Below are 25,381 nucleotides of genomic sequence, written 5' to 3' on the forward strand. Positions count from 1 at the left end.
CCCCCCCCGTTGAGGCGTTGCAGAGCAGCTACTCGAAGCGAGTCAGATCTTGATCTCGACGTAGGCTTCGTCGCGAATCTGGCGAAGCCAGTTCTGCAGTTCTTCTTCGTACTTGCGATTGCGCAGCAAGGACAGTGCCTGTTGCTCGCGGAACTCTTCGCTGGCATCGGTGGCACGGCGACCGAGCACTTCCAGGATGTGCCAGCCATACGGCGTTTTGAAGGGTTCGGACAGCTGCCCACTCGCTGTGTTGGCCATGACTTCACGGAACTCCGGAACCAGCGAGCTGGGGTCGATCCAGTTGAGGTCGCCGCCGTTGAGCGCCGAGCCCGGATCTTCAGAGAAGTTTTTCGCCAGTTCGGCAAAGCTCTCGCCGGCCTGGATGCGGTCGCGCAGTCGCTGAATCAGCCGTCGGCTTTCTTCTTCGCTGCGAATCTGGCTGGGCTTGATCAGGATATGGCGAACATGGACCTCGTCCCGGACCTGAGTATCGCCGCCGCGCTTGTCGAGCACTTTTAGCAGGATGAAGCCCGGCGGAGTGCGCACCGGCCGGGTGACCTCGCCGACCGACATGGTGCGGACTTCGGTGTCGAAGGGTGGCGGCAGCTGAGCCGCCTTGCGCCAGCCCATATCGCCGCCTTCCAATGCGTTCTCGCTGGCCGAGCGTGAGACGGCCAATTTTGCGAAGTCGGCGCCTTGTTGAAGTTGCTGATAGGTATCCATCGCGGTTTTTTCAGCCGCCTGGATCGCCGCCGAGTCAGCCGACTCCGGCACCGGTATCAGAATATTGGCCAGTCGGTATTCTTCCGACAGCTGCAATTTGCCGAGATCGGAAGCCAGGAAGTTTTCCACTTCCTGGTTCGATACCTGGATGCGTTCGGCAATCCTGCGTTGGCGCACCCGGCTGATGACCATTTCGCGGCGAATCTGCTCACGAGCGGTATCGAGGCTGAGGCCGTCGCGTTCCAGGGCCGCGCGGAACTGGTCCAGGGTCATGTTGTTGCGCTGGGCGATGGTGCCCATTGCCTGGTTGAGCTCTTCATCGGAGATGCGGATGCCCGAACGTTCGCCGATCTGCAGTTGCAGATTTTCGGTGATCAGCCGTTCCAGCACCTGTTGTTGCATGACGTCCGCGGGCGGCATTTCCGCGCCGCGTTTCTCGATGGTTTGCTCGACCTCACGCAGACGCTGATCCAGCTGGCTCTGCATGATGACGTCGTTGTCGACGATGGCGACGATACGATCAAGAGGGCGAACCTCGGCGGAGGCCGAGGTGGCCAGGGTGGCGTTGCCTAGTAGCAGCGCGCCCATTAGCAGCGGGCGCAGGTAATTAGAAAGCTTGGTCTTCACGTTCACGGTAACCTTGTATGCCTTCGTCGAGGAATGTCTCGGTCGAGCTGCCGAATACGCCGCCGAGTCCCTTGAGGACGATTTGCAGGAAGATGCCGTTGTCCGGCTCGTCGTTCTGCGATGGGTTGAGACTGGTTTCGTCGTAATCGATCCAGTAGCGGTTGATCAGGCGCAGCTTCCAGCAGCAGCTGTCGTACTCGAAGCCCCCGAAGGCCTCCAGCGTGCGGTTGCGGCTGTAATCGTGCTGCCAGCGTGCGATCACGCTCCACTGTGGCAGGATTGGCCAGATGGTGGAGATGTCGTGCTGGTTGATCTTGTAGTAATCCTCGATGAACTCTGGGTTGGGATTGCCATTGGGAAGCAGTTCGCTACCGTAGTCGCTGCCAGAGGTCCACTCGCCAGTGGCTTGGTCGAATCGCACGGTGTCGTTGCGGTAGCGGTAGCCAAAGTTGACGATCTTGCGCGGGTCTTCGGCCGGCTGATAGTGGAACATGGCGCTGCCCGACTGGGTACGGCCCTGGTCCGGATCCCAGTTGAAGGTCGAGGTAAAGCGCCAGTCGCGGTTGTAGCGGTACATGTATTCGAGGGCGTATGGCGATACGTCCGATGTGGAGCTTGGACGACCCTGGAGATTCGGCAGCTGCACTTCACGATCACGGAAGTAGATGATCTGACCGAAGCTTAAACGCTGCCGCTCTAGGCCGTTCGGCTCGATCCAGCGATTGGTCACACCCAGCGAGAGCTGGTTGGCGTCGCCGATACGGTCCCTGCCGGAGAAGCGGTTTTCGCGCCACAGCGAGGAATAGCTGAAGGTGTTCTCGCCGGCGTCGAAGATTGGAATGTCGTCCTGGTCTTCTTCCGGAACGTACAGGTAGAACATCCGCGGTTCGAGAGTCTGACGGTAATCCTTGCCGAACCACTGGGTGTTGCGGTCGAAGTACAGGCCGCTGTCGAGGCTGAAGATCGGCACGCTGCGGTCCGGTGAGTCGTTGAAGTCGTTCACCTGGCTGCGGCCGGTATTGTCCAGCGTCAGGTCGTACTTGGTGTATGCGTATTTCAACGATGGCCGGACGAAGCCCCAGCTCCAGTCGAGCGGCAGGCTGACGCCCGGCTCAAGGTGCAGGCGTTCGCCTTCGGCGCGGGTAAGCCCGGCAAGCCGCGCGTCATACCAGAGCTGCTCGGCTGTCCCGGTGTTGCCATCCTGATCCGTGAAATAACCGCTGCGCAAACTGCGCTGGAAGCTTACGAACTCAGTGTCGTAGGCAAAGCGCAATCCACCCGGCTGAAACGGCAGCGCGCCGTTGAGCGTCAGCTGGGGCAAGCGCTCATACGGCGTAACGTCAGCAATGGTGGCGCGCTCGTAGGCGTGGACATTTAGCCGGGCTGTGTACGACGGCGCTCGATAGGTAAGCGTGCCCCGCTGGTCCAGATGATCCGGCTGATCAATGCTCAGGTTGGTATCGAGATCTTGAAAATAGTAAGGATCGCTGATGTCGGTGTAGTCCGCTTCGGCCAGCCAACGGCTGTCCAGGCCTGTGCGGTGTTGCCAGCTGTACATCCAGCGCTGATCTTCGTACTCGGACTGCAGCTTGCGATCATCGTTGCTGTCGTCCAGGTAGGCTGCGCCGAACTGGCCTTCGCTGCGGCGGGTCAGGTAGCGGAACTCTCCTTCCATCAGCAAGCCGCGATCGGTCATGTAGTTGGGGTAGAGCGTGGCGTCGAAATTCGGCGCCAGGTTGAAATAGTACGGTGTAACCAATGACAGCCCGGTATCGCTGGAGCTGCTGATGCTGGGTGCGAGGAAGCCGGATTGGCGACGGTCATCGATCGGGAAATAGATATAGGGCGTGTAAAACACCGGAACGCCCTTGACCCGAAGTGTCACGTTGGTTGCCGAGCCGAAGCCGGTCGCTGGGTTCAGGGTGACGTTGTTACCTTGCAGATACCAGTCATTGTCGCCTGGCTCGCAGCGGGTATAGGTCCCGTCCTTGAGGCGGATGATCGCGTCGTCGGTGCGCTTGGCATACAGCGCGCTGCCGCGGACCTTGCCCGCGTGAACCACGTATTCGGCGTTGTCGACCTGGGCTTCACCGGTATCGAGGAAGATCTCGGCGCGGTCGCCGACCATCAGCGCGCCGCCATCACGCAGGCGGACATTGCCTTTCAGCTCGCCGCGATTCTCCAGTTGGTACAGATTTGCCTCATCGGCTTCAGCCTGGATGCTGCCCTGGCGGAGTACCACGTCACCCGCTAGCGTAGCGATTTCCGGTTGCTGCTCATAACGGGTTGCCTTGGCTGACACATAGGTTGGCGACTCGCTCATTGGCGTGTCGTCGAACTGACCGGGTCGGCTCGGTTCAACATAGGTGCCGGCGCAATAAGGGCCTGTTTCGGCCAGCTGTGCATTGGTCAGCTGATCGCGCGGCACCCAGTCCAGGTGGCTGTAATCGGCGCTGCGTGAGGCCAGCGCGCGGCCTTTGCTTTCGGTCACCAGTTTGGTGGTGGCTGCCTGGCGTTCGGCTTTGCTAGCGCGTGGCTGTACCGCGCCGACGTCACCACTTGCGGCACTGCCGCGGTGTACGGGGCGGGGCGGCAGGTCGGCGTTCGCGGGATCGGATGCGCAGTTCCAACCGCCACCAGCACCAGGCTGACAAGCGAACTGTTCGGCTGCGATCACAAGAGGAGTCGCTACCGGTTGCAATGCGAGCAAGCCGCCAGTAACCAGTAGGGGGAATTTTTTACGAAAAGCGGGATATTTGACTGCCATCTTGTTTTTGGGGTCCGTGCTTGCGGCGAGCCATCGGCCGGGCTGGGCCGCACGCCTCTCGATGGGCTGAAAAAGATGCTGGATAATAAAGCATGACCCGTCTATCGGCTAGCGCCGCGGAGAGCACTGATATGCCGCAACACGATCAACGCCTACAGGACCTGAACGCCTGGTTGAAACCTCAATTGAGCGAGCTTTTCACGCGCCGCGGTTGGGGCAACGTACCTGAGGCAGCACTGGTCCCGGCCAGCAGCGACGCCAGTTTCCGTCGCTATTTTCGCTGGGAGGCGGAAGGTCGCAGTTTTATCCTGATGGATGCTCCGCCCCCTCAGGAGAACTGCCGGCCATTCGTTGCCGTGGCCGCCTTGCTGGCCAGCGCCGGGGTCAACGTACCGCAGATACTCGCCCAGGATCTGGATCGCGGCTTTCTGCTGCTCTCCGATCTGGGTCGCCAGACCTACCTCGATGTCATCGACGAATCCAATGCTGACGAACTGTTCGCCGACGCCGTTGAGGCGTTGCTCGCCTTCCAGGCCAAACCGCTGGAGCAGGCACTGCCGAGCTATGACGAGGCACTCCTGCGCCGTGAGCTGGAGCTGTTTCCGGAGTGGTACGTGCAGCGCCATCTGGGTTGTCAGTTCAGCGCGGCCGAACGGGATATTTGGGAGCGGAGTTGCCGACTGCTGATCGACTCGGCCCTGGAGCAACCTCGGGTGCTGGTGCACCGTGACTACATGCCGCGCAATTTGATGATCAGCGAACCGAACCCCGGCGTGCTGGATTTCCAGGATGCGGTTGTCGGCCCGGTGACCTACGACATCACCTCGTTGTTCAAGGACGCCTTTCTTAGTTGGCCTGAGGAGCGGGTGCAAGGCTGGTTGCAGGGCTATTGGGACGCCGCGCGCGCTGCGGGTATTCCGGCCCAGCCCAGCTTCGGTGAGTTCCGGCACGCCAGCGACTTGATGGGCCTGCAACGGCACCTGAAGGTCATCGGCATCTTCGCGCGCATCTGTCATCGTGACGGTAAGCCGCGCTATCTGGCCGATGTGCCGCGCTTCTTTGCCTACATTGAGACAGTCACGGCTCGCCATCCCGAACTGGCTGAGCTGAGCGCGCTGTTGCAAAGTTTGCCAACCGCACAGGTCCAATCATGAAAGCGATAATTCTCGCAGCAGGCAAGGGCGAACGCCTGCGCCCGCTGACCTTGCATACGCCGAAGCCACTGGTGCGGGCCGGCGGCGTGCCGCTGATCGAGTATCACGTTCGGGCGTTGGCTGCTGCGGGGTTCACCGAACTGGTGATCAACCATGCCTGGCTCGGCGAGCAGATCGAGACGTATCTGGGGGTGGGGGATCGGTTCGGCGTGCGCATCGATTACTCAGCTGAGGGCGAACCGCTCGAGACCGGCGGCGGCATCTATCGCGCGTTGCCGCTGTTAGGCGATCAGCCGTTTGCGGTGGTCAATGGCGACATCTGGACGGACTACAGTTTCGCTGCGCTGGCGCGGCCGCTGGCTGGGCTTGCGCATCTGGTACTGGTGGACAATCCAGCCCATCACCCAGCTGGTGACTTTTCGCTGGCGAAGGGACAGGTCATCGACGGCGGCGCGTCGACAACTGCGTTCACCTATAGCGGCATTGCAGTGCTGCATCCGCGGTTGTTCGAAGGCTGTACTGCCGGCGCGTTCAAGCTCGCGCCACTGCTGCGTCAAGCCATCGCGGCGGGCCAGGTGAGCGGTGAGCATTACAGTGGGCGCTGGATCGATGTCGGTACCCATGAGCGACTGGCCGAAGTCGAGCGAATCCTAGAGGCACGGCGCTGAATGTTCTGGCCCATTACGTTGTTGGGGGCGCTGATCGGTTGGCTGATCGCGAGTATTCCGGGGGCGCTGCTTGGCGCATTGCTTGGGCAGGTGCTCGACCGTCGCTTCGGGCTCAACTCGTGGGCCAGATTGCGCGAACGCATGGGCGCCGGGAAGGCCCTGATGCAGGGCGACGAGCTGCTGTTCTTTCTGCTCGGGCGGCTTGCCAAGAGCAGCGGACGAATCAGCGAAGCGCACATCCAGGCCGCGCGCAGGGAAATGCAGCGGCTGCAACTGGATCCGACGGCGCAACGTGCCGCCATCGACGCCTTCTACAGGGGGAAATCCAGCGGCGATGGCCTTCGCGACCCGTTACAACGCCTGCAAGGGCGCCCCGGCGAGGCCGAAACTGTGCTTCAGGCGTGTTGGCGAATGGCGCGAGCGCAAGGGCAGATCGATGCGCGCGAGCATGAACTGGTGATGCTCTGGGGTAAGTGGATGGGCTGGGATTCGGCGGCCATCGCGGCGCTGGACCCGAGCGGCGGTCGTCGTCAAGGCGCACCGAGCAATCTCGGTGGCGCCTATGAGCAGGCCTTGCAGCTGCTCGGCGTGCGTGCCGACAGCGAGCCGCAGGCAATCAAGCGTGCCTATCGGCGTTTGCTCAGCAAACACCATCCGGACAAGCAGGCCGGTGCAGGCGCAACGGCGCTACAAGTTCGCGAAGCAACCGAGCGAACCCGCGAGTTGCACAACGCCTACACCTTGATCCGCGAGCGACGCGGCTTCCGCTAACGCGCCATTGATGCGCTGGGGCGAGACAGGCCGCTACGTCTGTTTGTCCAGCCAGCCGCGAATTCGGCGCAGCAGTTGCTCCTGGTCGGCCTGGCGGTCGCCGGTGTGTGGTGGTAATCCCACCTGGTGGTAGCTCGGGTGTTGGATCCTGCGACTTGCGTTCAGCCGCTCGCGGGCCGCCGCCAGATCACCGCGTCCGCTCTGGTAGTAGAAATCGCCAGTCGCCAGCTTTAGCGTCGGGATCAGCTGCGCCAACGGTTCGTCTTGCCCTTCCGGCTGGCGCGGCTGGATCACTGCCAGAAGCCTGACATCGCTCGGTGCCAAATGCTGAAGATACCGCGCAGCCCAGTAACCACCGGTGCCCTGTCCAAGGAACACGATCACCGCCGGTTGCTTGCTGCGAGCAAACGCCAGTGCCGCCTCGATGCGTGCGGTGATCTGATCGGCTTGCGGTGCAGCGGGCGCGACGGTTTCCTCCGTTTTTGTCCCGTCGATAGGCTGTTCGCTTGGTATCGCTGCGGTTTCCTCAGGCAGGTAACCAGCCTCGCTTGGCACCAAATCTTCGGCAGGCAGCCCGGCCTGTGCTTCGGTTTCTTCGACCGGTGGCTCGGCTGCGCGCTCTGGGGTGCCCACGCCTGCTGGAAGCAGCAGCTTGGATGAATCCGGCAGGCTCAGGCTTAGCGTGTGCCAGCCGTGGTCGGGCAGGCCGCGGCGCAGCGGGCCGATACCGCGCGGCCAGTCGGCGCTTTCTCCGTCGCCGGGTAGCAGGATGATGACCCCTCTGGGGTCGCCGACATTGGCGGGACGCCAGAGGGCAGCGAAATCGTCGGTGTCTGCTTTGAGGCTGACGAACTCCTTATCGGGAAGTTGGCGCAGGAGATCGGAGCTCATGGCGTCGCTGCGCGAAGGTAATGGCGGGCGCTCGGCCGGCGTGGGCGTGGGCGGAGCCGGCGTTTCCTGCGTCGCTGGCTCATCTGCGGCGCTCGCGGGTATGGCGATCAGAGCAGTTGCCACGGTGGCCGCTAACAGGCCGTTGAAAAACGTGGATGAGGCAGGCAAGGCAGGGCGAAAAAGGCCGAGGAGGCGGAGCAGACGGATGTAGGTGAGCATTTCGAGGACCTTTTAACGCGGGATTACCAACGCCGGTAGTTTTTTCAACAGTCTGCTCATCGACCTGGAGAGTTCGGGGCATTGGGGCTCCAGAATTTCCTGCTACCTGGCCGTAGCGCTACTGGCGTAGATATTGCGGATGCACTACAAGAGTGTTTTTCGGCCTATCCGCCGATTGTGTGAGGTCTATGGTGCCATCTCTGCTGCGTTGTTGCTGTCTCTTGCTGACGCTCTTCAATCTGCCCGCGCTAGCTTCTAGCGTGCCGCTGAGCGACGCGCAGCTGGCGTGGCTGGATGAGCACCGCCAGTGGCGCGTCGGGGTAGTGATGACATCGCCCTATGCGGAATACGACCAGCGCCAGCGCCGGCTGTCCGGCTTCAACGTGCAGTTCATGGAACGGCTCGCCGCCAGTCTAGGTGTCGAGTTGCAGTGGCACCGTTTTGTTGATGATGCGTCGCTGGAGAGCGCCATGCGCACCGACGAGATCGACCTCGCTCCAGGGCTGCGCCAGACCCGAGCGGGCTTGCACGTCTGGCGCTACAGCGACCCCATCCTGCGGGTGCCACGGCTGATTATCGGCGACGTCAACGGCCCGCGTGCGATTGATCTCGAGCGGCTGGATAGCAACGATGTGATTGCCATTGAAGGTCCTGGTCCGGTGGCTGACTACATGCGCAGCAACTACCCGAGCCAGCCTGTGCTGGAGGTGACCAACCAGTTCGAGGCGTTGCGTCAGCTGGTCGAGGCACGCGTGCGCTTTGCCGTGGTCGACGAGCCGCTCTATGGACGCCTGTCTCAGCGGGCTGAATATGCCTCGCTGGACGTTGTCGGCGACCTGGGTAATCCACAACTGCTCAGGATCGGCTCGCGTCGCGACAGCCCGGTGATGAGCGCGATCATCGACCAGGCATTGCGCAGTTTCCCCACACATGAACTCAGTCGACTTCAGGAACAGTGGCTAAAGTCACGCAGCATCGACCAGTCACGGCGCATCAGTTACTGGCGCAGCCTTAGCCTTTTGTTGGCGCTGTTGGTGATTGCAGCCGTGGCCATCCTGGTCTGGCAACGAGGCCAGCAAGGGCTGCTCGAGGCGCGCCTGAAATCGGCACGGCGGCACATCGAGCTGCGCGAGGCGGCCGAAGAGGCGCAGCGCCTCACGCAGTTCTGCCTCGATCACAGCACGGTTGGCATCCTCTGGCTGAATTGGGACAGCCATGTGCGGTACGCCAACCAGGCCGCCGAAGAATTGCTGGGATACGCTGCCCACGCACTGCTCGAGCAGCCCCTGCAGGCGCTGGACCCGGCGCTGGGCATGGATGACTGGCTGCTGCTCTGGCGCGATGCGCGCAGCGGTGTCGATGACCATCAGGTACACGAGCGCGACTGGCAGCGAGCCGACGGCAGTCGCTTCCCAGCGGCGGTGACCCTGAGTTTCCTGCGCTTCGGCAGCAAGGAATACCTGGTGGTGTTTATCGCCGACATTACAGAGCGCCGCCGCGCCAGTGCCGCGTTGCAGGAAAGCGAGGTGCGGCTGAAGGCCATGGCCGGCAACGTGCCGGGGCTGGTGTTCCGCCTGGAGCGGCAGGACGCCGGCGCGCCGGTCAGCATCGCCTACATCAGCGAGGCCAGCCAGCGGCTGGTGGGTTACTCGGCGGAGCTGTTGTTGCAGCCAGGCCGCGGTATCCGCAGCCTGGTTCATCCCGAAGACGAACCGGGTTATTGGAGCAGCCAACAGCAGGCGCTTGACAGCATGAGCGACTGGTATTGGCAGGGGCGAATCCTGACCCGCTCCGGCGAGGTTCGCTGGGCCGATATTCGCGCCTCGGTACGCGGCCAGCTGGCAGGGCGGCAGGTCTGGGACGGGATTGTTTGGGACATCACCGACAACAAGCGGATCGAGCTGGAGCTGGACGCCTCGCGCGCGCAACTGCGCAAGCTGGCGGCGCACGTCGAAACCGTGCGCGAAGAGGAGAAGGCACACATTGCCCGTGAGGTTCACGATGAACTGGGCCAGATGCTGACGGTGCTCAAGCTGGAGATCTCCATGTGCGAGATCAGCTTCGCAGCACTTGATCCCGCTCTCGCCGCGCGCTTGCAAGGCATGAAACGGCTGATCGCGCAGCTGTTCCAGCAGGTACGCGACGTCGCGACCGCCTTGCGCCCGCCGATTCTGGACGCCGGTATCGCGTCGGCTATCGACTGGCAGGCGCGGCGCTTCGAGCAGCGCACGGGCATTGCCTGTCTGGTGCAAGTCCCAGAATGCCCGCCACAGCTGAGCAGTGCCAAAGCCGTTGGGTTGTTTCGCATCCTTCAGGAAGCATTGACCAACGTGATGCGCCATGCCAATGCGCAGACCGTGAGTCTCTGCCTGGAGCAACGGGGGAGTGTGCTGTGCTTGAGCATCAGCGATGATGGCCAGGGCTTCGTGGTGCCGCCGGGGCGTCAGGGCGTGTCGTTCGGTCTGGTCGGCATGCAGGAACGGGCGCAGATGCTGGGCGGTACGCTGCTGCTGGAAAGCCAGCCAGGCGAGGGCACTTCGATTCATGTATCGGTGCCGTTGGATGAACAGGTCGAGCCCGCGATGCTTATCAGCACACTGGAGAGCTAACGCCATGATTCGGGTAATCGTCGCCGAAGACCACACCATCGTTCGCGAAGGCATCAAGCAACTGATCGGACTCGCAAAAGACATGCAGGTAGTTGGTGAGGCCGGCAATGGTCAGCAGTTGCTCGACCAGTTGCGGCAGACGCCCTGCGATGTCGTCCTGTTGGATATCTCCATGCCTGGCGTCAACGGCCTGGAAGCCATTCCGCGGATTCACGCGTTGAGCGAGCCGCCAGCGATTCTGGTGCTGTCGATGCATGACGAGGCGCAGATGGCAGCACGGGCGCTCAAGGTCGGCGCGGCCGGTTATGCCACCAAGGACAGTGACCCAGCGCTGCTGTTGGTCGCGCTGCGCAAGGTCGCCTCCGGTGGGCGCTACATCGATCCGGAATTGGCCGATCGGATGGTCTTCGAGGTAGGTCTGACCGACTCCCGCCCGCCCCATGCGCTGTTGTCCGAGCGCGAGTACTCAGTGTTCGAGCGACTAGTGCATGGCGACTCGGTGAATGACATCGCCGCCAAGCTGGCCCTTAGCAGCAAGACCATCAGCACCCACAAGGCGCGCCTGATGCAGAAGCTGGTCGCCCACTCGGTGGCCGACCTGGTGCGTTATGCCATGGAACACAAGCTGGTCTGAGGCGACGCGATCGCAGCCATCGATCGTGTCTGCACTGCGGTCCCAGGCGTGGTCTGCCGGTCATAGGTGCGGCCGGGCCGGTGTCGGTTGTAGGGCGTTCCCTACACGCACCTCTCCGTTTTGCTGATTCGAAACACTCCGCTGTGCTGATGTCGGCGAGCGCGCGAGGCTCCTAACCTGTGATCATGGAACAACGGACCACAGGTGCGGCATGCTCGATTCTCAAGCGAACAATGTACTGATCAGCTTTCGTGGCATCCAGAAGAGCTATGACGGCGAAGCGCTGATCGTCAAAGACCTCAACCTGGATATCCGCAAGGGCGAATTCCTCACGCTGCTTGGCCCGTCTGGTTCCGGCAAGACCACCAGTTTGATGATGCTGGCCGGCTTCGAGACGCCGACGGCCGGTGAGATCCTGCTTGGTGGTCGTTCGATCAACAAGTTGCCGCCGCACAAGCGCGACATGGGCATGGTGTTCCAGAACTACGCGCTGTTCCCGCACATGACTGTCTCGGAAAACCTCGCCTTCCCGCTGAGCGTGCGAGGCATGCCCAAGCTCGACGTCAAGGAGCGGGTCAAGCGCGCCCTGTCGATGGTGCAGCTCGAAGGCTTCCGTAACCGTTACCCAGCGCAGCTCTCCGGTGGCCAGCAACAGCGCGTGGCGCTGGCGCGGGCGCTGGTGTTCGAGCCGCAGCTGGTACTTATGGACGAGCCGCTGGGCGCGCTGGACAAGCAACTGCGCGAGCAGATGCAGATGGAGATCAAGCACCTGCACCAAAGCCTGGGCGTGACCGTGGTTTACGTCACGCACGACCAGGGCGAGGCGCTGACCATGTCCGATCGGGTCGCCGTGTTCCATCAGGGCGAGATCCAGCAAATCGATGAGCCGCGAGCGCTGTACGAGCGTCCGGCGAACACTTTCGTGGCCAACTTTCTCGGCGAGAACAATCGCCTGCCGGCGCGGCTGGTCAGCCGGGACGGGGAGAACTGCGTCGTCGAGCTGGGCCGCGGCGAGCGGGTCGAGGCACTGGCGGTCAAGGTCGGCGCGCCGGGCGCTCCGGTCAACCTGTCGATTCGCCCCGAGCGGGTGCGCCTCAACGGCGCCAGCGCCAGTTGCCCGAATCGCTTCACCGGGCGGGTGGCCGAGTTCGTCTATCTGGGCGATCACATTCGCATTCGGCTCGAGGTATGCGGCGTCAGCGATTTCTTCGTCAAGCAGCCGATCGCCGAATTCGATCCCGCCCTGGCGGTTGGCGACGTCGTGCCGATCGGCTGGCAGGTGGAACACGTCCGTGCACTGGATCCGCTGCAAGCGGCATAAGCAGGGACAACAACAAGAAGCTGTTTTCAACCGCATCATGGAGCGAACGACAATGCTGAACATCCTGAAATTGACCGCCCTGAGCATCGGCCTGGCATGCGCCGCGCAGGCCTCGGCGGCAAACCTCACGGCCGTCACCTTCGGCGGCGCCAACAAGCAAGCGCAGATCAAGGCCTTCAACGAACCCTTCGAGGCCAAGACCGGCAACAAGATCATCGCCGGCGAATACAACGGCGAGATGGCCAAGGTAAAGGCCATGGTCGACACCAACAGCGTGTCCTGGCACCTGGTAGAGGTCGAGTCGCCGGAGTTGTCGCGTGGCTGCGACGAGGGGCTGTTCGAGGAGATAGACCCTTCGGTGGTCGGCAATCCGGACGATTTCGTCGAGGGCGCGGTACAACCCTGCGGCGTCGGCTTCTTCGTCTGGTCCACGGTGCTGGCCTACAACGCCGACAAGCTCGCCAGCGCGCCGAGCGGCTGGGCGGATTTCTGGGACACCGAGAAATTTCCTGGCAAGCGCGGCCTGCGCAAGGGCGCCAAGTACACCCTGGAGTTTGCGCTGATGGCCGATGGCGTTGCGCCGAAGGACGTCTACAAGGTGCTGGCTACCAAGGAGGGTCAGGACCGGGCCTTCAAGAAACTCGATCAGATCAAGCCCAGCATCCAGTGGTGGGAAGCCGGCGCTCAGCCGCCGCAGTTCCTGGCCTCCGGCGACGTGGTCATGAGCAGCGCCTACAACGGCCGTATCGCCGCGGTGCAGGATGAAAGCAATCTGCAAATCGTCTGGGATGGCGGTATCTACGACTTCGATTCCTGGGCCATCCCCAAGGGCGCGAAGAACCAGAAGGAGGCCCTGGAGTTCGTCGCCTTTACCGTGCAGCCCGAGCAGCAGAAGGCCTATTCCGAGAACATCGCCTACGGTCCGGCCAACACGAAGGCGGTCGAGCTGCTCGACCCGAAACTGTTGAAGAACATGCCCACCACGCCGGAAAACATCGCCAACCAGGTGGCGATGGACGTGACCTTCTGGGCTGACTACGGCGAGCAGTTGGAGCAGCGCTTCAACGCCTGGGCCGCACGCTAAGCGCGCCATGCCGTACTCGCACGGCCGATCGTCAATCGGTCGTACGCCTGAATCCTGAAACCTTGCGGAGTTCGCCATGGCTACTGCCGTCTCCCTGCCTGTTCCCGAACTCGCCGAGCTCAACCTGAAGCGGCGGCTGGCGCGTGCCGAACGCCTGAACCGACTGAAGTCCAAGGCGCTGATCCTGCCGTTGCTGGTGTTCTTGCTGCTCACCTTCGTTCTGCCGATCGCCTCGCTGCTCTGGCGCAGTGTCGACAACCCGGAAGTGGTTTCCAGCCTGCCGCGTACGGTTCAGGCGATCGCTGACTGGGATGGCCGCGGCCTGCCGGACGATCCGGTGTATCAGGCATTGAGCGAGGACCTGCTGGAGGCTCGGCGCAATCAGTCGCTGGGCGATCTGTCGAAGCGCCTGAACATGGAGCAGGCCGGTTACCGCAGCTTGCTCAGCAAAACCGCGCGGGCGTTGCCGTTCAAGGCGCAACCGCAATCCTATCGGGATGCGTTCGAAGCGCTCGATGAGCGTTGGGGCGACCCAGCCTACTGGCAGGTGATTCGCCGCAACGACAGTGCCGTCACGCCGTATTACCTGCTGGCCGCGCTCGATCACCGTATCGACGATCTCGGTGAGCTGGCGCCAGTTTCGCCGGATCAGGCGGTGTACCTGGACATCTTCGCCCGGACCTTCTGGATGGGCCTGGTGATCACTGCCATCTGCCTGGTGCTGGCCTATCCGCTGGCCTACCTGCTGGCCAATCTGCCGGCGCGCCAGAGCAACCTGTTGATGATCATGGTGCTGCTGCCGTTCTGGACTTCGATCCTGGTGCGTGTCGCGGCGTGGATCGTGTTGCTGCAATCGAGCGGCCTGATCAACGGTGCGCTGTTGAAGATGGGGCTGATCGATCAGCCGCTGCAGCTGGTGTTCAATCGCGCCGGCGTCTACATCGCCATGGTGCACATCCTGCTGCCGTTCATGATCCTGCCGATCTACAGCGTGATGAAGAGCATCTCGCCGAGCTACATGCGCGCGGCGATCTCCCTGGGTTGCCACCCCTTCGCCAGCTTCTGGCGGGTGTACTTCCCGCAGACCCTCGCGGGCGTGGGTGCCGGGTGCCTGTTGGTGTTCATCATCGCCATCGGCTACTACATCACCCCGGCGCTGCTCGGCAGCCCGAACGACCAGATGGTCAGCTACTTCGTCGCCTTCTACACCAACACCACCATCAACTGGGGCATGGCCACGGCACTGGGCGGGCTGCTGCTGCTCGCGACCATGCTGCTGTACATCGTCTACAGCTGGTTGGTCGGCCCAGCCGGTTGAGGTTGGGTTGAGCATGGGGGTTCGCAGCGTTCAGCCAATACGGCACGCCATTCGTTTTTCTGCGCAGGAGAGCCTTCCATGCTGAGCCCCTACATGTCGCCCGTCGAGCGCGTCTGGTACTACACGCTGCGCATCATCTGCGCACTGGTGCTGCTGTTTCTGATCGTGCCGGTGCTGGTGATCGTGCCGTTGTCGTTCAACTCCGGTTCCTTCCTGGTCTATCCGCTGCAGGGCGTGTCGCTGCGCTGGTACGAGGCACTGTTCAGCTCGGCGGACTGGATGCGCTCGCTGAAGAACTCGTTGCTCATCGCGCCGGCCGCCACTGCGCTGGCGATGGTCTTCGGCACCCTGGCGGCGATCGGTCTGACCCGGGGCGAATTTCGCGGCAAGGCGCTGGTGATGACCCTGCTAATTTCACCAATGGTGGTGCCGGTGGTGATTGTCGGGGTGGCCAGTTACCTGTTCTTTGCCCCGTTGGGTATGGGCAACAGCTACCTGTCGCTGATCCTGGTGCACGCGGTACTGGGCGTGCCGTTCGTGATCATCACCGTCTCGGCCACGCTGCAGGGGTTCAACCAGAATTTGGTGCGCGCCGCAGCAAGCTTGGGCGCTTCCCCCGTGACCACATTTTTCCGCGTGACCCTGCCGCTGATAGCCCCGGGGGTGATTTCCGGCGCGTTGTTCGCCTTTGCCACCTCGTTCGATGAGGTAGTAGTGACGCTATTCCTGGCCGGGCCCGAGCAGATCACCCTACCGCGGCAGATGTTCAGCGGTATCCGCGAAAACCTCAGCCCGACCATTGCTGCTGCGGCCACTTTGCTGATCGGCTTTTCAATCGCGCTGCTGTTGACTCTGGAATGGCTGCGCGGCCGCTCCGAAAAGATGCGCACCCAACAATCTGCCTGATGGATTTCACAACGACGCTGTTGCAGGTCGATGGGCTCAGATTGGGCGTGCAAAATATTGCACGGAGTTTTACTGTAATCCGAACGCTTGGGAGGGCGGCGCAGTCGATCATCGTATGCTGCGGCGCGTACGTCCCGACGTTCATTCCGACCCGTGCCGACGATGAGCGGCTACCGAGGAGCTTATGAGCAAGACCAACGAATCCCTGATGCAACGCCGTGTTGCCGCTGTTCCCCGTGGCGTCGGCCAGATCCACCCGATCTTTGCTGACCATGCCAAGAACAGCAGCGTGGTCGACGTCGAAGGCCGCGAGTTCATCGATTTCGCCGGTGGCATCGCCGTGCTGAATACCGGTCACCTGCACCCGAAGATCATTAAGGCCGTGGAAGACCAGCTGCATAAGCTGACCCATACCTGCTTCCAGGTACTGGCCTATGAGCCGTACGTGGAGCTGTGCGAGAAGATCAATGCGCGGGTACCCGGCGATTTCGACAAGAAGACCCTGCTGGTCACCACCGGCTCCGAAGCGGTGGAAAACGCGGTGAAAATCGCCCGCGCTGCCACCGGACGCGCCGGCGTGATTGCCTTTACCGGCGCTTATCACGGCCGCACCATGATGACCCTCGGTCTGACCGGCAAGGTCGCGCCCTACTCGGCGGGCATGGGCCTGATGCCGGGCGGCATTTTCCGCGCGCAATATCCCTGCGCTATCCATGGCGTTAGCGTCGATGAGTCCATCGCGAGCATCGAGCGCATCTTCAAGAACGATGCCGAGCCGCGGGACATCGCTGCGATCATCATCGAGCCGGTGCAGGGCGAGGGTGGCTTCAATGTCGCACCGAAGGAATTCATGGCGCGCCTGCGTGCGCTCTGCGATGAACACGGCATCCTGCTGATCGCTGACGAAGTGCAGACCGGCGCCGGGCGCACCGGCACTTTCTTCGCCATGGAGCAGATGGGTGTGGTCGCCGACCTGACCACCTTTGCCAAGTCGGTCGGCGGTGGTTTTCCGATTGCTGGCGTGTGTGGCAAGGCCGAGATCATGGACGCCATTGCGCCGGGCGGGCTCGGCGGCACCTACGCCGGTAACCCGCTGTCCTGCGCGGCGGCGCTGGCGGTCATGGAAATCTTCGAGGAAGAGCAGCTGCTCGACCGTTGCAAGGCGGTGGCCGAGAAGCTTACCGCCGGGCTCAAATCCATCCAGGCGCGGCACAAGGAGATCGGCGAAGTCCGCGGGCTCGGCGCGATGATCGCCATCGAGCTGTTCGAGGAGGGCGATCACGCGCGTCCGGCCGCGGCGCTGACCTCGCAGATCGTCGCCAAGGCACGGGACAAGGGCTTGATCCTGCTGTCCTGCGGCACCTATTACAACGTGCTGCGGGTGCTGGTGCCGCTCACCGTTGAGGACGACCTGCTTGAGCGCGGCCTGTCCATTATCAGTGAGTGTTTTGACGAGCTAACTTGATCGCGCGTGGCGCACCGGCATCCGCAACGGATGTCAGCCGCGCCGCAACCCTGACCCCTCGGGTACAATGCGCGGCATTCCGCCGTGCTACCCGAGGTCGTCATGCAGCCGTTCGCTATCGCCCCTTCGATTCTTTCCGCCAATTTCGCCCGCCTGGGCGAGGAAGTGGACAACGTGCTCGCCGCTGGCGCGGACATCGTCCATTTCGATGTCATGGACAACCACTACGTCCCCAACCTGACCATCGGCCCGATGGTCTGCGCGGCGTTGCGCAAGCATGGCGTCACCGCACCCATCGACGTGCACCTGATGGTCAAACCGGTCGACCGCATGATTGGTGATTTCCTCGAGGCGGGTGCCAGCTACATCACCTTCCACCCGGAAGCCTCCGAACACATCGATCGATCGCTGCAGCTGATCAAGGACGGCGGCGCCAAGGCCGGCCTGGTGTTCAATCCGGCCACGCCGCTGGACGTGCTCAAGTACGTGATGGACAAGGTCGACATGGTGCTGCTGATGAGTGTGAACCCCGGTTTCGGTGGGCAGAAGTTCATTCCCGGCACCCTCGACAAACTGCGCGAAGCGCGTGCACTGATCGATGCCAGCGGACGGGACATCCGGCTGGAGATCGACGGCGGCGTCAATCCGAAGAACATCCGCGAAATCGCCGCCGCGGGCGCCGATACTTTCGTGGCCGGCTCGGCGATCTTCAATCAACCGGACTACAAGGCGGTGATCGACCAGATGCGCGCTGAACTCGCGCTGGCTCGCCCATGACCCGCCTGGAGCAGCTGTTCGACGGTCGGCTGCCGCGTCTGGTGATGTTCGACCTGGACGGCACACTGATGGACTCGGTGCCGGACCTGGCCGCCGCAGTGGACAAGATGCTGATGTTGCTCGGTCGTGAGCCGGTCGGCGTCGCCCGGGTGCGCGACTGGGTCGGCAATGGCTCGCGCGTGCTGGTGCGCCGAGCGCTGGCCGGGCAGCTGCAGCATGACGGCGTCGCGGACGAGTTGGCCGACGTGGCGCTGGCGCTGTTCATGCAGGCCTATTCCGGTGGTCATGCACTGACCACCGTTTACCCAGGTGTCATCGAATGCCTGGACTGGCTGCGCGAGCGTGACGTGAAGCTGGCGATCATCACCAACAAGCCGGCGCAATTCATCGAGCCGCTGCTGGAGGAGAAGGGCCTGGCCGGGTATTTCCAGTGGCTGGTGGGCGGAGATACCTTGCCGCAGCAAAAGCCCGATCCGGCGGCGCTGTTCTGGGTCATGGACAAGGCGGATGTCGCGCCAGGCGAGTCGCTGTTCGTCGGGGACTCGCGAAATGATGTGCGCGCGGCGAAGGCGGCGGCCGTGCCCTGCGTTGCGCTCACCTATGGCTACAACCACGGCGAACCCATCGCCAACGAGGCGCCTGCCCTGGTGGTCGCTGACCTGCGCGAGCTGGTTGCTTCGGTTCCGGGGCTGCGCTAGTGTGGCCCCTGTTCCGTAATCCGCCTGGACGAGATCAGATCGTGGTGGTCACTCGCAAACAATGGATGAATGTCATCAAGGCCCTGGCCCGTTGGCGCTGGCGCGCCTGACATCTTTCTGCCGGCTCGGCCGGTCCGTTTGCATCCGACCCAAGTAGCTCCCTCCGACCACGAGGCTGACATGACCCGCGAAGAATTCCTGCGTTTGGCCGACCAAGGCCACAACCGCATTCCCCTGTCGTTCGAAACCATCGCTGACTTCGATACCCCGCTGACGCTGTATCTCAAGCTCGCCGACGCGCCCAATTCCTACCTGCTCGAGTCCGTGCAGGGCGGTGAGAAGTGGGGGCGCTACTCCATCATTGGCCTGCCGTGCCGCACGGTACTGCGGGTGCAGGATCACCGGATCAGCGTGACCACTGACGGCGTCGAGACCGAGACCTGCGAGGTCGAAGACCCGCTGGCCTTCGTCGAATCCTTCCAGCAACGTTACCGCGTGGCGCCCGTCGATGGCCTGCCGCGCTTCAACGGGGGGCTGGTGGGCTACTTCGGCTACGACAGCGTGCGTTATGTGGAGCGCAAGCTGGCGACATGTCCCAATCCCGATCCGCTGGGTACGCCGGATATCCTGTTGATGGTCTCCGATGCGGTCGTGGTGTTCGACAACCTGGCCGGCAAGCTTCACTGCATCGTGTTGGCCGATCCAGCGCAGCCGGACGCCTACGAGGCGGGACTGGCCAAGCTGCAAGCGCTGCGCGAGAAACTGCGCCAGTCGATCATGCCGCGCCTGGGCCTGGATTTCGAAAGCGGAGGCGGCACCGAGCCGGCGTTCCGCTCCAGCTTCAGTCGCGGGGATTACGAACAGGCAGTTGAGCGCATCAAGGACTACATCCTTGCCGGCGACTGCATGCAGGTGGTGATTTCCCAGCGCATGTCGATTCCCTTCAAGGCCTCGCCGATCGATCTTTACCGCGCACTGCGCTGCTTCAACCCGACGCCCTACATGTACTTTTTCAATTTTGGCGATTTCCACGTGGTGGGCTCGTCGCCGGAGGTCTTGGTGCGCGTCGAGGAAGGCCTGGTCACAGTTCGGCCGATTGCCGGGACCCGCCCACGCGGGGCCAACGAGGAGGCCGATCTGGCGTTGGAGCAGGACCTGCTCAGCGACGCCAAGGAGCTGGCCGAACACCTGATGTTGATCGACCTGGGCCGCAATGATGTGGGCCGTGTCGCCGAAAACGGCTCGGTACGGCTGACGGAAAAGATGGTCATCGAGCGTTACTCCAACGTCATGCATATCGTCTCCAACGTCACCGGCCAGCTCAAGGCACCGTTGACGGCGATGGATGCACTGCGGGCGATCCTGCCGGCAGGCACGCTTTCCGGCGCGCCGAAGATTCGCGCCATGGAAATCATTGACGAGCTGGAGCCCGTGAAGCGCGGCGTCTACGGCGGTGCCGTCGGCTACCTGGCCTGGAACGGCAATATGGATACGGCGATCGCCATCCGTACGGCGGTGATCAAGGACGGCGAGCTGCACGTGCAGGCCGGCGCCGGCATCGTCGCCGACTCGCAGCCCGCGCTGGAGTGGGAAGAAACGTTGAACAAACGCCGCGCCATGTTCCGCGCGGTCGCTCTGGCCGAACGCGACCAGCAGGAGAACTGATCATGCTGCTGATGCTGGATAACTACGATTCCTTCACCTACAACGTCGTGCAATATCTCGGTGAGCTGGGCGCGGACGTCAAAGTGGTGCGCAACGACGAGCTGAGTGTTGCCGAAATCGAAGCCTTGAACCCCGAGCGCATCGTTGTCTCGCCCGGCCCTTGCACCCCCAACGAGGCGGGTGTTTCGCTTGAGCTGATTCGTCATTTTGCTGGCAGGTTGCCGATTCTTGGCGTTTGCCTCGGCCATCAAAGCATTGGTCAGGCCTTTGGCGGCGACGTGGTGCGCGCGCGTCAGGTCATGCATGGCAAGACCAGCCCGGTCATGCACGAGAACACCGGAGTATTTGCCGGGCTCAACAATCCGCTCACGGTGACGCGTTATCACTCGTTGGTGGTCAAGCGCGAAACCCTGCCGGATTGTCTCGAAGTCACGGCGTGGACGCGTCTGGATGACGGCAGCGTCGACGAGATCATGGGGCTACGGCACAAGACACTGAATATCGAGGGCGTCCAGTTCCATCCCGAGTCCATCCTCACCGAACAGGGTCACGAACTGTTCGCCAATTTTCTGAAGCAGACCGGAGGCGTGCGCTGATGGATATCAAGGAAGCCCTCAACCGTATCGTCGGCCAGCTGAATCTGAGCACCGACGAAATGAAAGCGGTGATGCGCCAGATCATGACGGGACAATGTACCGACGCACAAATCGGCGCGTTCCTCATGGGAATGCGCATGAAGAGTGAAACCATCGACGAGATCGTCGGCGCTGTACAGGTGATGCGAGAGCTCGCTGATCCGGTGCATTTCGATACTCATCGCCTGGTGGACACTTGCGGCACCGGTGGTGATGGCATGAACATCTTCAACGTCTCCACCGCTGCAGCGTTCGTCGTAGCGGCTGCCGGTGGCAAGGTCGCCAAGCATGGCAACCGGGCAGTGTCGGGCAAGAGCGGTAGCGCCGATCTGCTTGAAGCAGCCGGTGTTTACTTGGATCTCACGCCTGAGCAGGTCGCCCGTAGCGTAGACGCCGTCGGCGTTGGCTTCATGTTCGCGCCCGCGCATCACGGCGCGATGAAATTCGCGGCGGGCCCGCGGCGCGAGTTGGGGCTGCGCACGTTGTTCAACATTCTCGGACCGATGTCCAACCCGGCCGGCGTCAAGCATCAGGTGCTTGGCGTGTTCAGCAAGGAGCTCTGCCGGCCGATGGCCGAAGTGCTGGCGCGTCTCGGTAGTCAGCATGTGTTAGTGGTGCATGCGCAGGATGGCTTGGACGAGATAAGCCTGGCGGCACCGACCCATGTCGCCGAGCTGAACAAGGGCGAGATCAGCGAGTACCGCATCCAGCCTGAGGACTTCGGCATCAAGAGCCAGAGCCTGATCGGCCTCAACGTTGATGATGCACAGGGCTCGTTAATGCTTATCCGGGATGCGTTGGGCCGCCGGAAAACTGAAAACGGCCAGAAGGCTGCCGACATGATCGTGTTGAATGCCGGCGCTGCGCTTTATGCCGCCGATATCGCCAGTAGCCTGAAGCAGGGCGTAGAGATCGCTCACGACGCGTTGCACACCGGTCTGGCGCGGGACAAGTTCGAAGAGCTGGTGTCCTTTACTGTGGTGTTTAAACAGGAGAGTGCGCAATGAGTAGCGTGCCGACAGTTCTTGAAAACATCATAAGGCGCAAGCGCGAAGAAGTGAGCGAGCGCCGTGGCCGGATTGGACTGGCCGAACTCGAAGCAATGGCGGCGGCAGCCGACCCTGTCCGTGGCTTTGCCCGCCGGCTGCAAGAGCAGGCGCGTAGCAAGCAACCGGCTGTGATTGCCGAAATTAAGAAAGCCTCACCAAGCAAAGGGGTGCTGCGCGAGGATTTTGTCCCGGCGGACATCGCCCGAAGCTACGAGGCGGGTGGTGCAACCTGCCTTTCGGTGCTGACGGATATCGATTTTTTTCAGGGTGCCGATGACTACCTGAAGCAAGCGCGCGCGGCGTGCAAGCTGCCGGTCATCCGCAAGGACTTCATGGTCGACCCGTATCAGGTCATCGAATCGAGAGCCTTGGGCGCTGACTGCATTCTGCTGATTGTCGCCGCGCTGGAAGACGGTCAGATGGCCGAGCTGGCAGATGTGGCAAAGGCCCAGAACCTCGACGTATTGGTGGAGGTCCATGATGGGGCAGAGCTGGAGCGCGCGCTGCGCCTCGATACGCCTCTGCTCGGGATCAACAACCGCAATCTTCACACCTTCGAGCTTAGCCTGGAAACAACCCTCGAATTGCTACCACGCATTCCGCGGGATCGTCTGGCGGTTACCGAGAGCGGCATACTTCATCGTGCCGACGTGGAACTGATGGAAATCAATCAGGTTTATGCGTTTCTGGTGGGTGAGGCTTTCATGCGAGCCGAGCAGCCTGGGATTGAGCTGCAACGTTTGTTCTTTCCAGGGCGTAACCGCCCGCAAACGGCTGCTGATCCGGATTGACTCGCTGCGATTGAAAAAGCCGGCAATTCGCCGGCTTTTTCAATCGTGGTGATGCGATCTTCAGCGCGTACCGAACACCACCATTGTCTTTCCCTTCACGTGTACCAACCCCTGTGCTTCGAGGCTCTTGAGCACGCGCCCGACCATTTCTCGGGAACAGCCAACGATGCGGCCGATCTCCTGGCGAGTGATCTTGATCTGCATGCCATCCGGGTGCGTCATCGCATCGGGCTGCTTGCACAGGTCAAGCAGAGTACGGGCTACGCGGCCGGTTACGTCGAGGAACGCCAGATCACCCACCTTGCGCGTCGTGTTGCGCAAGCGTTCGGCCATCTGGCTGCCGAGCGCATAAAGAATATCGGGGTCTTGCTGCGTCAGTTCACGGAACTTGGCGTAGCTCAGTTCTGCTACTTCGCATTCGGTCTTGGCACGGACCCATGCGCTACGTTCCTTTTCCGAACCTTCCTTTTCGAACAGTCCCATTTCCCCGAAAAAATCGCCGGAGTTGAGATAGGCAATGATCATCTCGCGGCCATCGTCATCTTCGATCAGGATAGTGACCGAACCTTTAACGATGAAGAAAAGCGTTTCGCTACGATCACCGGCATAGATGATGGTGCTCTTGGCCGTATAGCGCCGACGATGGCAATGCGCGAGGAGTTTATCGATGTTCTTGATCTTGGGCGTAAGTGTAATAGCAACCATGCTGTAGTCCCGGAAGATGTGTCCAATTAGAAGGCAGTTCTTATTATGTATGACTGAGTTCTGTTATCAGGCTTGGCGAGCTTAACAGACCGGTCCGGGTCGACAACAAAACTGCGACACGAATATCAACTTTTGATCACTCATTTCGTCGGATTGCCATCTCCAGCGCCCGCTGATGGTCATGCTAAGCTTCGCTCCTTTTCAAGCGAGGTCTATCGATGAAAGCGCGCATCCAGTGGGCTGGCGAGGCAATGTTTCTTGGCGAGTCTGGTAGCGGCCATGTCGTGGTGATGGATGGCCCGCCGGAAAATGGTGGCCGCAATCTCGGCGTTCGACCGATGGAAATGCTGTTGTTGGGGCTCGGTGGCTGCAGCAACTTCGACGTAGTGAGCATCCTGAAGAAGTCGCGTCAGGCTGTGGAAAGCTGTGAAGCCTTTCTGGAGGCGGAGCGCGCCGATGAGGATCCGAAGGTGTTTACCAAGATTCACCTGCGCTTCGTCGTCAAGGGTCGTGGGCTGAAGGAGGCGCAGGTCAAACGTGCCGTCGAACTGTCTGCCGAGAAGTACTGCTCCGCCTCGATCATGCTCGGCCGCGCCGGTGTCGAGATCAGCCACGAGTATGAAATCGTAGAGTTGGGCTGATCACCGATAATCAGGGCGAGTACCTAGATCACGGCTTGCCGTACTGGAGCTGGCGACCCGATCGGCACAATGCGCGCCCCGTTTTAATGGGGCGTTTCGCTAGAACATCTGGACCATGGTCGCAACTGCAACTTCATGGGTGCAACAGCCTGAAGAAGTTTCTTGAGTTGCAATATCTACGACATTTGCTTTGCCGAAACGCCAGAAGATCAGCAGGCGTATGTAGAGTGCGTCGGTGAAACATATCGCGCGGAGTGGCTGGCGGCGATTCTGACAAATGTCATAGATATCACCGGTGCAAATACCGTGATATTACGCGGCAGCAGGACCGTTCGCGTGGGCCGGTGCCTTCGCTTGCAGCATTATCTCACCGCTAAAGTCCTCGACTATTCGACCCACCAATTCGCTTCGAGCAGCGATACTGCCGACGAATCAAGTCGTGGCTCTCGCCGTGATGTCGCGCGTAACAAGCGTTCATCGACACGAAATAAAGTTGATTCAGGGCCACCTCCCCGAAGCCGAGCCCAGGTAACGACTGTAGAAATTAAGAGGGCGCCTGTCAGGCGCCCTTCTTCGTGATGTCGGGTCAGATCCGGTAGGTGGTTTTGGTCATCACCTTGGCCATCAGGCTCATGCCGAATTTCACTGGCGCCGGAAAGCGCAAGCCGCCGGCATCGAGGGCAGCAGTCGAATGCTGCGCTTCATCCGTGCGCATCTGTTCGAGGATTGCCCGGGACTTCTCGTCACCCTGTGGAATCTGCTCAAGATGCTCATCGAGATGTTTGCAGACTTGATCTTCCGTGGCTGCGACGAAGCCCAGGCTGATCCGGTCGCTGATCAGGCCCGCCGACGCACCGATGCCGAACGACAATCCGTAAAAAAGCGGATTGAGAACGCTAGTGTGGCTACCTAACTGATGAATGCGCTGTTCGCACCAGGCGAGATGATCGATTTCCTCATCTGCTGCGCGTTCCATCGCCTCGCGTACCCTCGGCAGTCGAGCTGTCAGTGCCTGACCCTGGTATAGCGCCTGCGCGCAGACCTCACCGGTGTGATTGATGCGCATCAGGCCGGCCACGTGGCGCGCTTCGCTGTCGCTCAGCTCAGCCTTGTTCTTCAACACAGCCGGCGTTGGTCGGTGGGGTTGGCCGCTGAACGGTAGCAGCGTCCGTAAAGCAGCATCGGCCTGCAGCAGCAGGCGGTCCGCAGGAGAGTATTGGCGTTGGTTGGGCATGTCGCCTCCAGATGATTCGGAGCAGGCGT

At 61.7% G+C, this 25,381-nt stretch carries 21 protein-coding genes and 2 pseudogenes; 18 read left to right on the forward strand and 5 right to left on the reverse strand.

Annotated features, from left to right (window positions below; all coding sequences use genetic code 11):
• Nucleotides 1-42: 42 nt before the first annotated feature.
• Nucleotides 43-1,350 carry a peptidylprolyl isomerase gene (locus PSTU_RS0112280; RefSeq protein ID WP_029404754.1) on the reverse strand — a complete coding sequence of 436 codons (1,308 nt, stop codon included), beginning with the start codon at nt 1,348-1,350 and terminating at the stop codon, nt 43-45.
• The gene (locus PSTU_RS0112285; RefSeq protein WP_019341330.1) at nt 1,331-4,117 is read right to left on the reverse strand and encodes an LPS-assembly protein LptD; all 2,787 of its coding nucleotides are present in this window, start codon (nt 4,115-4,117) and stop codon (nt 1,331-1,333) included. Before PSTU_RS0112285 ends, PSTU_RS0112280 begins: the two co-directional genes overlap by 20 nt.
• 131 nt (nt 4,118-4,248) lie before the next feature.
• Between PSTU_RS0112285 and PSTU_RS0112290 the strand changes: the two genes are divergently transcribed.
• From PSTU_RS0112290 to PSTU_RS0112300, 3 genes are read left to right on the forward strand one after another with little or no spacing between them, the layout of a single operon-like run.
• The gene (locus tag PSTU_RS0112290; RefSeq protein ID WP_019341331.1) at nt 4,249-5,271 is read left to right on the forward strand and encodes an aminoglycoside phosphotransferase family protein; all 1,023 of its coding nucleotides are present in this window, start codon (nt 4,249-4,251) and stop codon (nt 5,269-5,271) included.
• Nucleotides 5,268-5,939, forward strand: coding sequence for an N-acetylmuramate alpha-1-phosphate uridylyltransferase MurU (murU, locus tag PSTU_RS0112295; protein ID WP_019341332.1), 672 nt, complete (start codon nt 5,268-5,270; stop codon nt 5,937-5,939). The genes PSTU_RS0112290 and murU overlap by 4 nt, the downstream gene beginning before the upstream one ends.
• Complete coding sequence (locus PSTU_RS0112300; protein WP_019341333.1) at nt 5,940-6,710, forward strand: DnaJ domain-containing protein; 771 nt, start codon at nt 5,940-5,942, stop codon at nt 6,708-6,710. It begins immediately after the preceding gene.
• 33 nt (nt 6,711-6,743) lie between these two features.
• Here the strand turns inward: PSTU_RS0112300 and PSTU_RS0112305 are convergent, their stop codons facing one another.
• Nucleotides 6,744-7,820 carry a DUF3530 family protein gene (locus tag PSTU_RS0112305; RefSeq protein ID WP_019341334.1) on the reverse strand — a complete coding sequence of 359 codons (1,077 nt, stop codon included), beginning with the start codon at nt 7,818-7,820 and terminating at the stop codon, nt 6,744-6,746.
• Nucleotides 7,821-8,008: 188 nt separating this feature from the next.
• Between PSTU_RS0112305 and PSTU_RS20765 the strand changes: the two genes are divergently transcribed.
• The 13 genes and pseudogenes from PSTU_RS20765 to trpC all read left to right on the forward strand — a co-directional run bounded on the left by PSTU_RS20765 (nt 8,009) and on the right by trpC (nt 22,772).
• Nucleotides 8,009-10,429 carry a PAS domain S-box protein gene (locus PSTU_RS20765; protein ID WP_019341335.1) on the forward strand — a complete coding sequence of 807 codons (2,421 nt, stop codon included), beginning with the start codon at nt 8,009-8,011 and terminating at the stop codon, nt 10,427-10,429.
• 4 nt (nt 10,430-10,433) lie between these two features.
• Nucleotides 10,434-11,063, forward strand: a complete 630-nt coding sequence (locus PSTU_RS0112315; protein ID WP_019341336.1) for a response regulator transcription factor — start codon at nt 10,434-10,436, stop codon at nt 11,061-11,063.
• Between the two features lie 211 nt (nt 11,064-11,274).
• Nucleotides 11,275-12,384, forward strand: coding sequence for an ABC transporter ATP-binding protein (locus tag PSTU_RS0112320; protein ID WP_019341337.1), 1,110 nt, complete (start codon nt 11,275-11,277; stop codon nt 12,382-12,384).
• A gap of 52 nt (nt 12,385-12,436) precedes the next feature.
• A complete protein-coding gene (locus tag PSTU_RS0112325) occupies nt 12,437-13,468 on the forward strand; it encodes an ABC transporter substrate-binding protein (protein WP_019341338.1) in 1,032 nt (343 codons plus the stop codon).
• Nucleotides 13,469-13,544: 76 nt separating this feature from the next.
• Nucleotides 13,545-14,797, forward strand: a pseudogene (locus PSTU_RS20770) (ABC transporter permease).
• 67 nt (nt 14,798-14,864) lie between these two features.
• Nucleotides 14,865-15,692, forward strand: a complete 828-nt coding sequence (locus PSTU_RS0112335) for an ABC transporter permease (RefSeq protein WP_019341339.1) — start codon at nt 14,865-14,867, stop codon at nt 15,690-15,692.
• A gap of 184 nt (nt 15,693-15,876) precedes the next feature.
• A complete protein-coding gene (gene gabT, locus PSTU_RS0112345; RefSeq protein ID WP_019341341.1) occupies nt 15,877-17,157 on the forward strand; it encodes a 4-aminobutyrate--2-oxoglutarate transaminase in 1,281 nt (426 codons plus the stop codon).
• Nucleotides 17,158-17,259: 102 nt separating this feature from the next.
• Nucleotides 17,260-17,934 (forward strand): ribulose-phosphate 3-epimerase, encoded by a 675-nt coding sequence (gene rpe / locus PSTU_RS0112350; protein ID WP_019341342.1) that lies wholly within the window; start codon nt 17,260-17,262, stop codon nt 17,932-17,934.
• Complete coding sequence (locus PSTU_RS0112355) at nt 17,931-18,632, forward strand: phosphoglycolate phosphatase (RefSeq protein WP_019341343.1); 702 nt, start codon at nt 17,931-17,933, stop codon at nt 18,630-18,632. The genes rpe and PSTU_RS0112355 overlap by 4 nt, the downstream gene beginning before the upstream one ends.
• Before the next feature lie 180 nt (nt 18,633-18,812).
• Complete coding sequence (gene trpE, locus PSTU_RS0112360; RefSeq protein WP_019341344.1) at nt 18,813-20,297, forward strand: anthranilate synthase component I; 1,485 nt, start codon at nt 18,813-18,815, stop codon at nt 20,295-20,297.
• Nucleotides 20,298-20,299: 2 nt separating this feature from the next.
• On the forward strand, nt 20,300-20,893 hold the full coding sequence (locus PSTU_RS0112365; protein ID WP_019341345.1) for an aminodeoxychorismate/anthranilate synthase component II: 594 nt from the start codon (nt 20,300-20,302) through the stop codon (nt 20,891-20,893).
• Complete coding sequence (gene trpD, locus PSTU_RS0112370; RefSeq protein WP_019341346.1) at nt 20,893-21,939, forward strand: anthranilate phosphoribosyltransferase; 1,047 nt, start codon at nt 20,893-20,895, stop codon at nt 21,937-21,939. The genes PSTU_RS0112365 and trpD overlap by 1 nt, the downstream gene beginning before the upstream one ends.
• Nucleotides 21,936-22,772, forward strand: coding sequence for an indole-3-glycerol phosphate synthase TrpC (gene trpC / locus PSTU_RS0112375; RefSeq protein WP_019341347.1), 837 nt, complete (start codon nt 21,936-21,938; stop codon nt 22,770-22,772). The genes trpD and trpC overlap by 4 nt, the downstream gene beginning before the upstream one ends.
• A gap of 60 nt (nt 22,773-22,832) precedes the next feature.
• On the opposite strand, the gene crp is transcribed toward trpC, so the two are convergent.
• Nucleotides 22,833-23,477 (reverse strand): cAMP-activated global transcriptional regulator CRP, encoded by a 645-nt coding sequence (gene crp, locus PSTU_RS0112380; RefSeq protein WP_019341348.1) that lies wholly within the window; start codon nt 23,475-23,477, stop codon nt 22,833-22,835.
• Between the two features lie 218 nt (nt 23,478-23,695).
• On the opposite strand from crp, the gene PSTU_RS0112385 reads away from it, so the two are divergent.
• Together PSTU_RS0112385 and PSTU_RS22050 are read left to right on the forward strand one after the other, a co-directional pair.
• Nucleotides 23,696-24,118, forward strand: a complete 423-nt coding sequence (locus PSTU_RS0112385; RefSeq protein ID WP_019341349.1) for an OsmC family protein — start codon at nt 23,696-23,698, stop codon at nt 24,116-24,118.
• Nucleotides 24,119-24,204: 86 nt separating this feature from the next.
• A pseudogene (locus tag PSTU_RS22050) lies at nt 24,205-24,421 on the forward strand (hypothetical protein); the annotation flags it as partial.
• A gap of 283 nt (nt 24,422-24,704) precedes the next feature.
• Here PSTU_RS22050 and coq7 read toward each other — a convergent pair.
• Nucleotides 24,705-25,352, reverse strand: a complete 648-nt coding sequence (gene coq7 / locus PSTU_RS0112390) for a 2-polyprenyl-3-methyl-6-methoxy-1,4-benzoquinone monooxygenase (RefSeq protein ID WP_019341350.1) — start codon at nt 25,350-25,352, stop codon at nt 24,705-24,707.
• Between the last annotated feature and the right edge of the window lie 29 nt (nt 25,353-25,381).

The organism is Stutzerimonas stutzeri SDM-LAC (genome assembly GCF_000235745.1).
GTDB classification, from domain to species: domain Bacteria; phylum Pseudomonadota; class Gammaproteobacteria; order Pseudomonadales; family Pseudomonadaceae; genus Stutzerimonas; species Stutzerimonas stutzeri_H.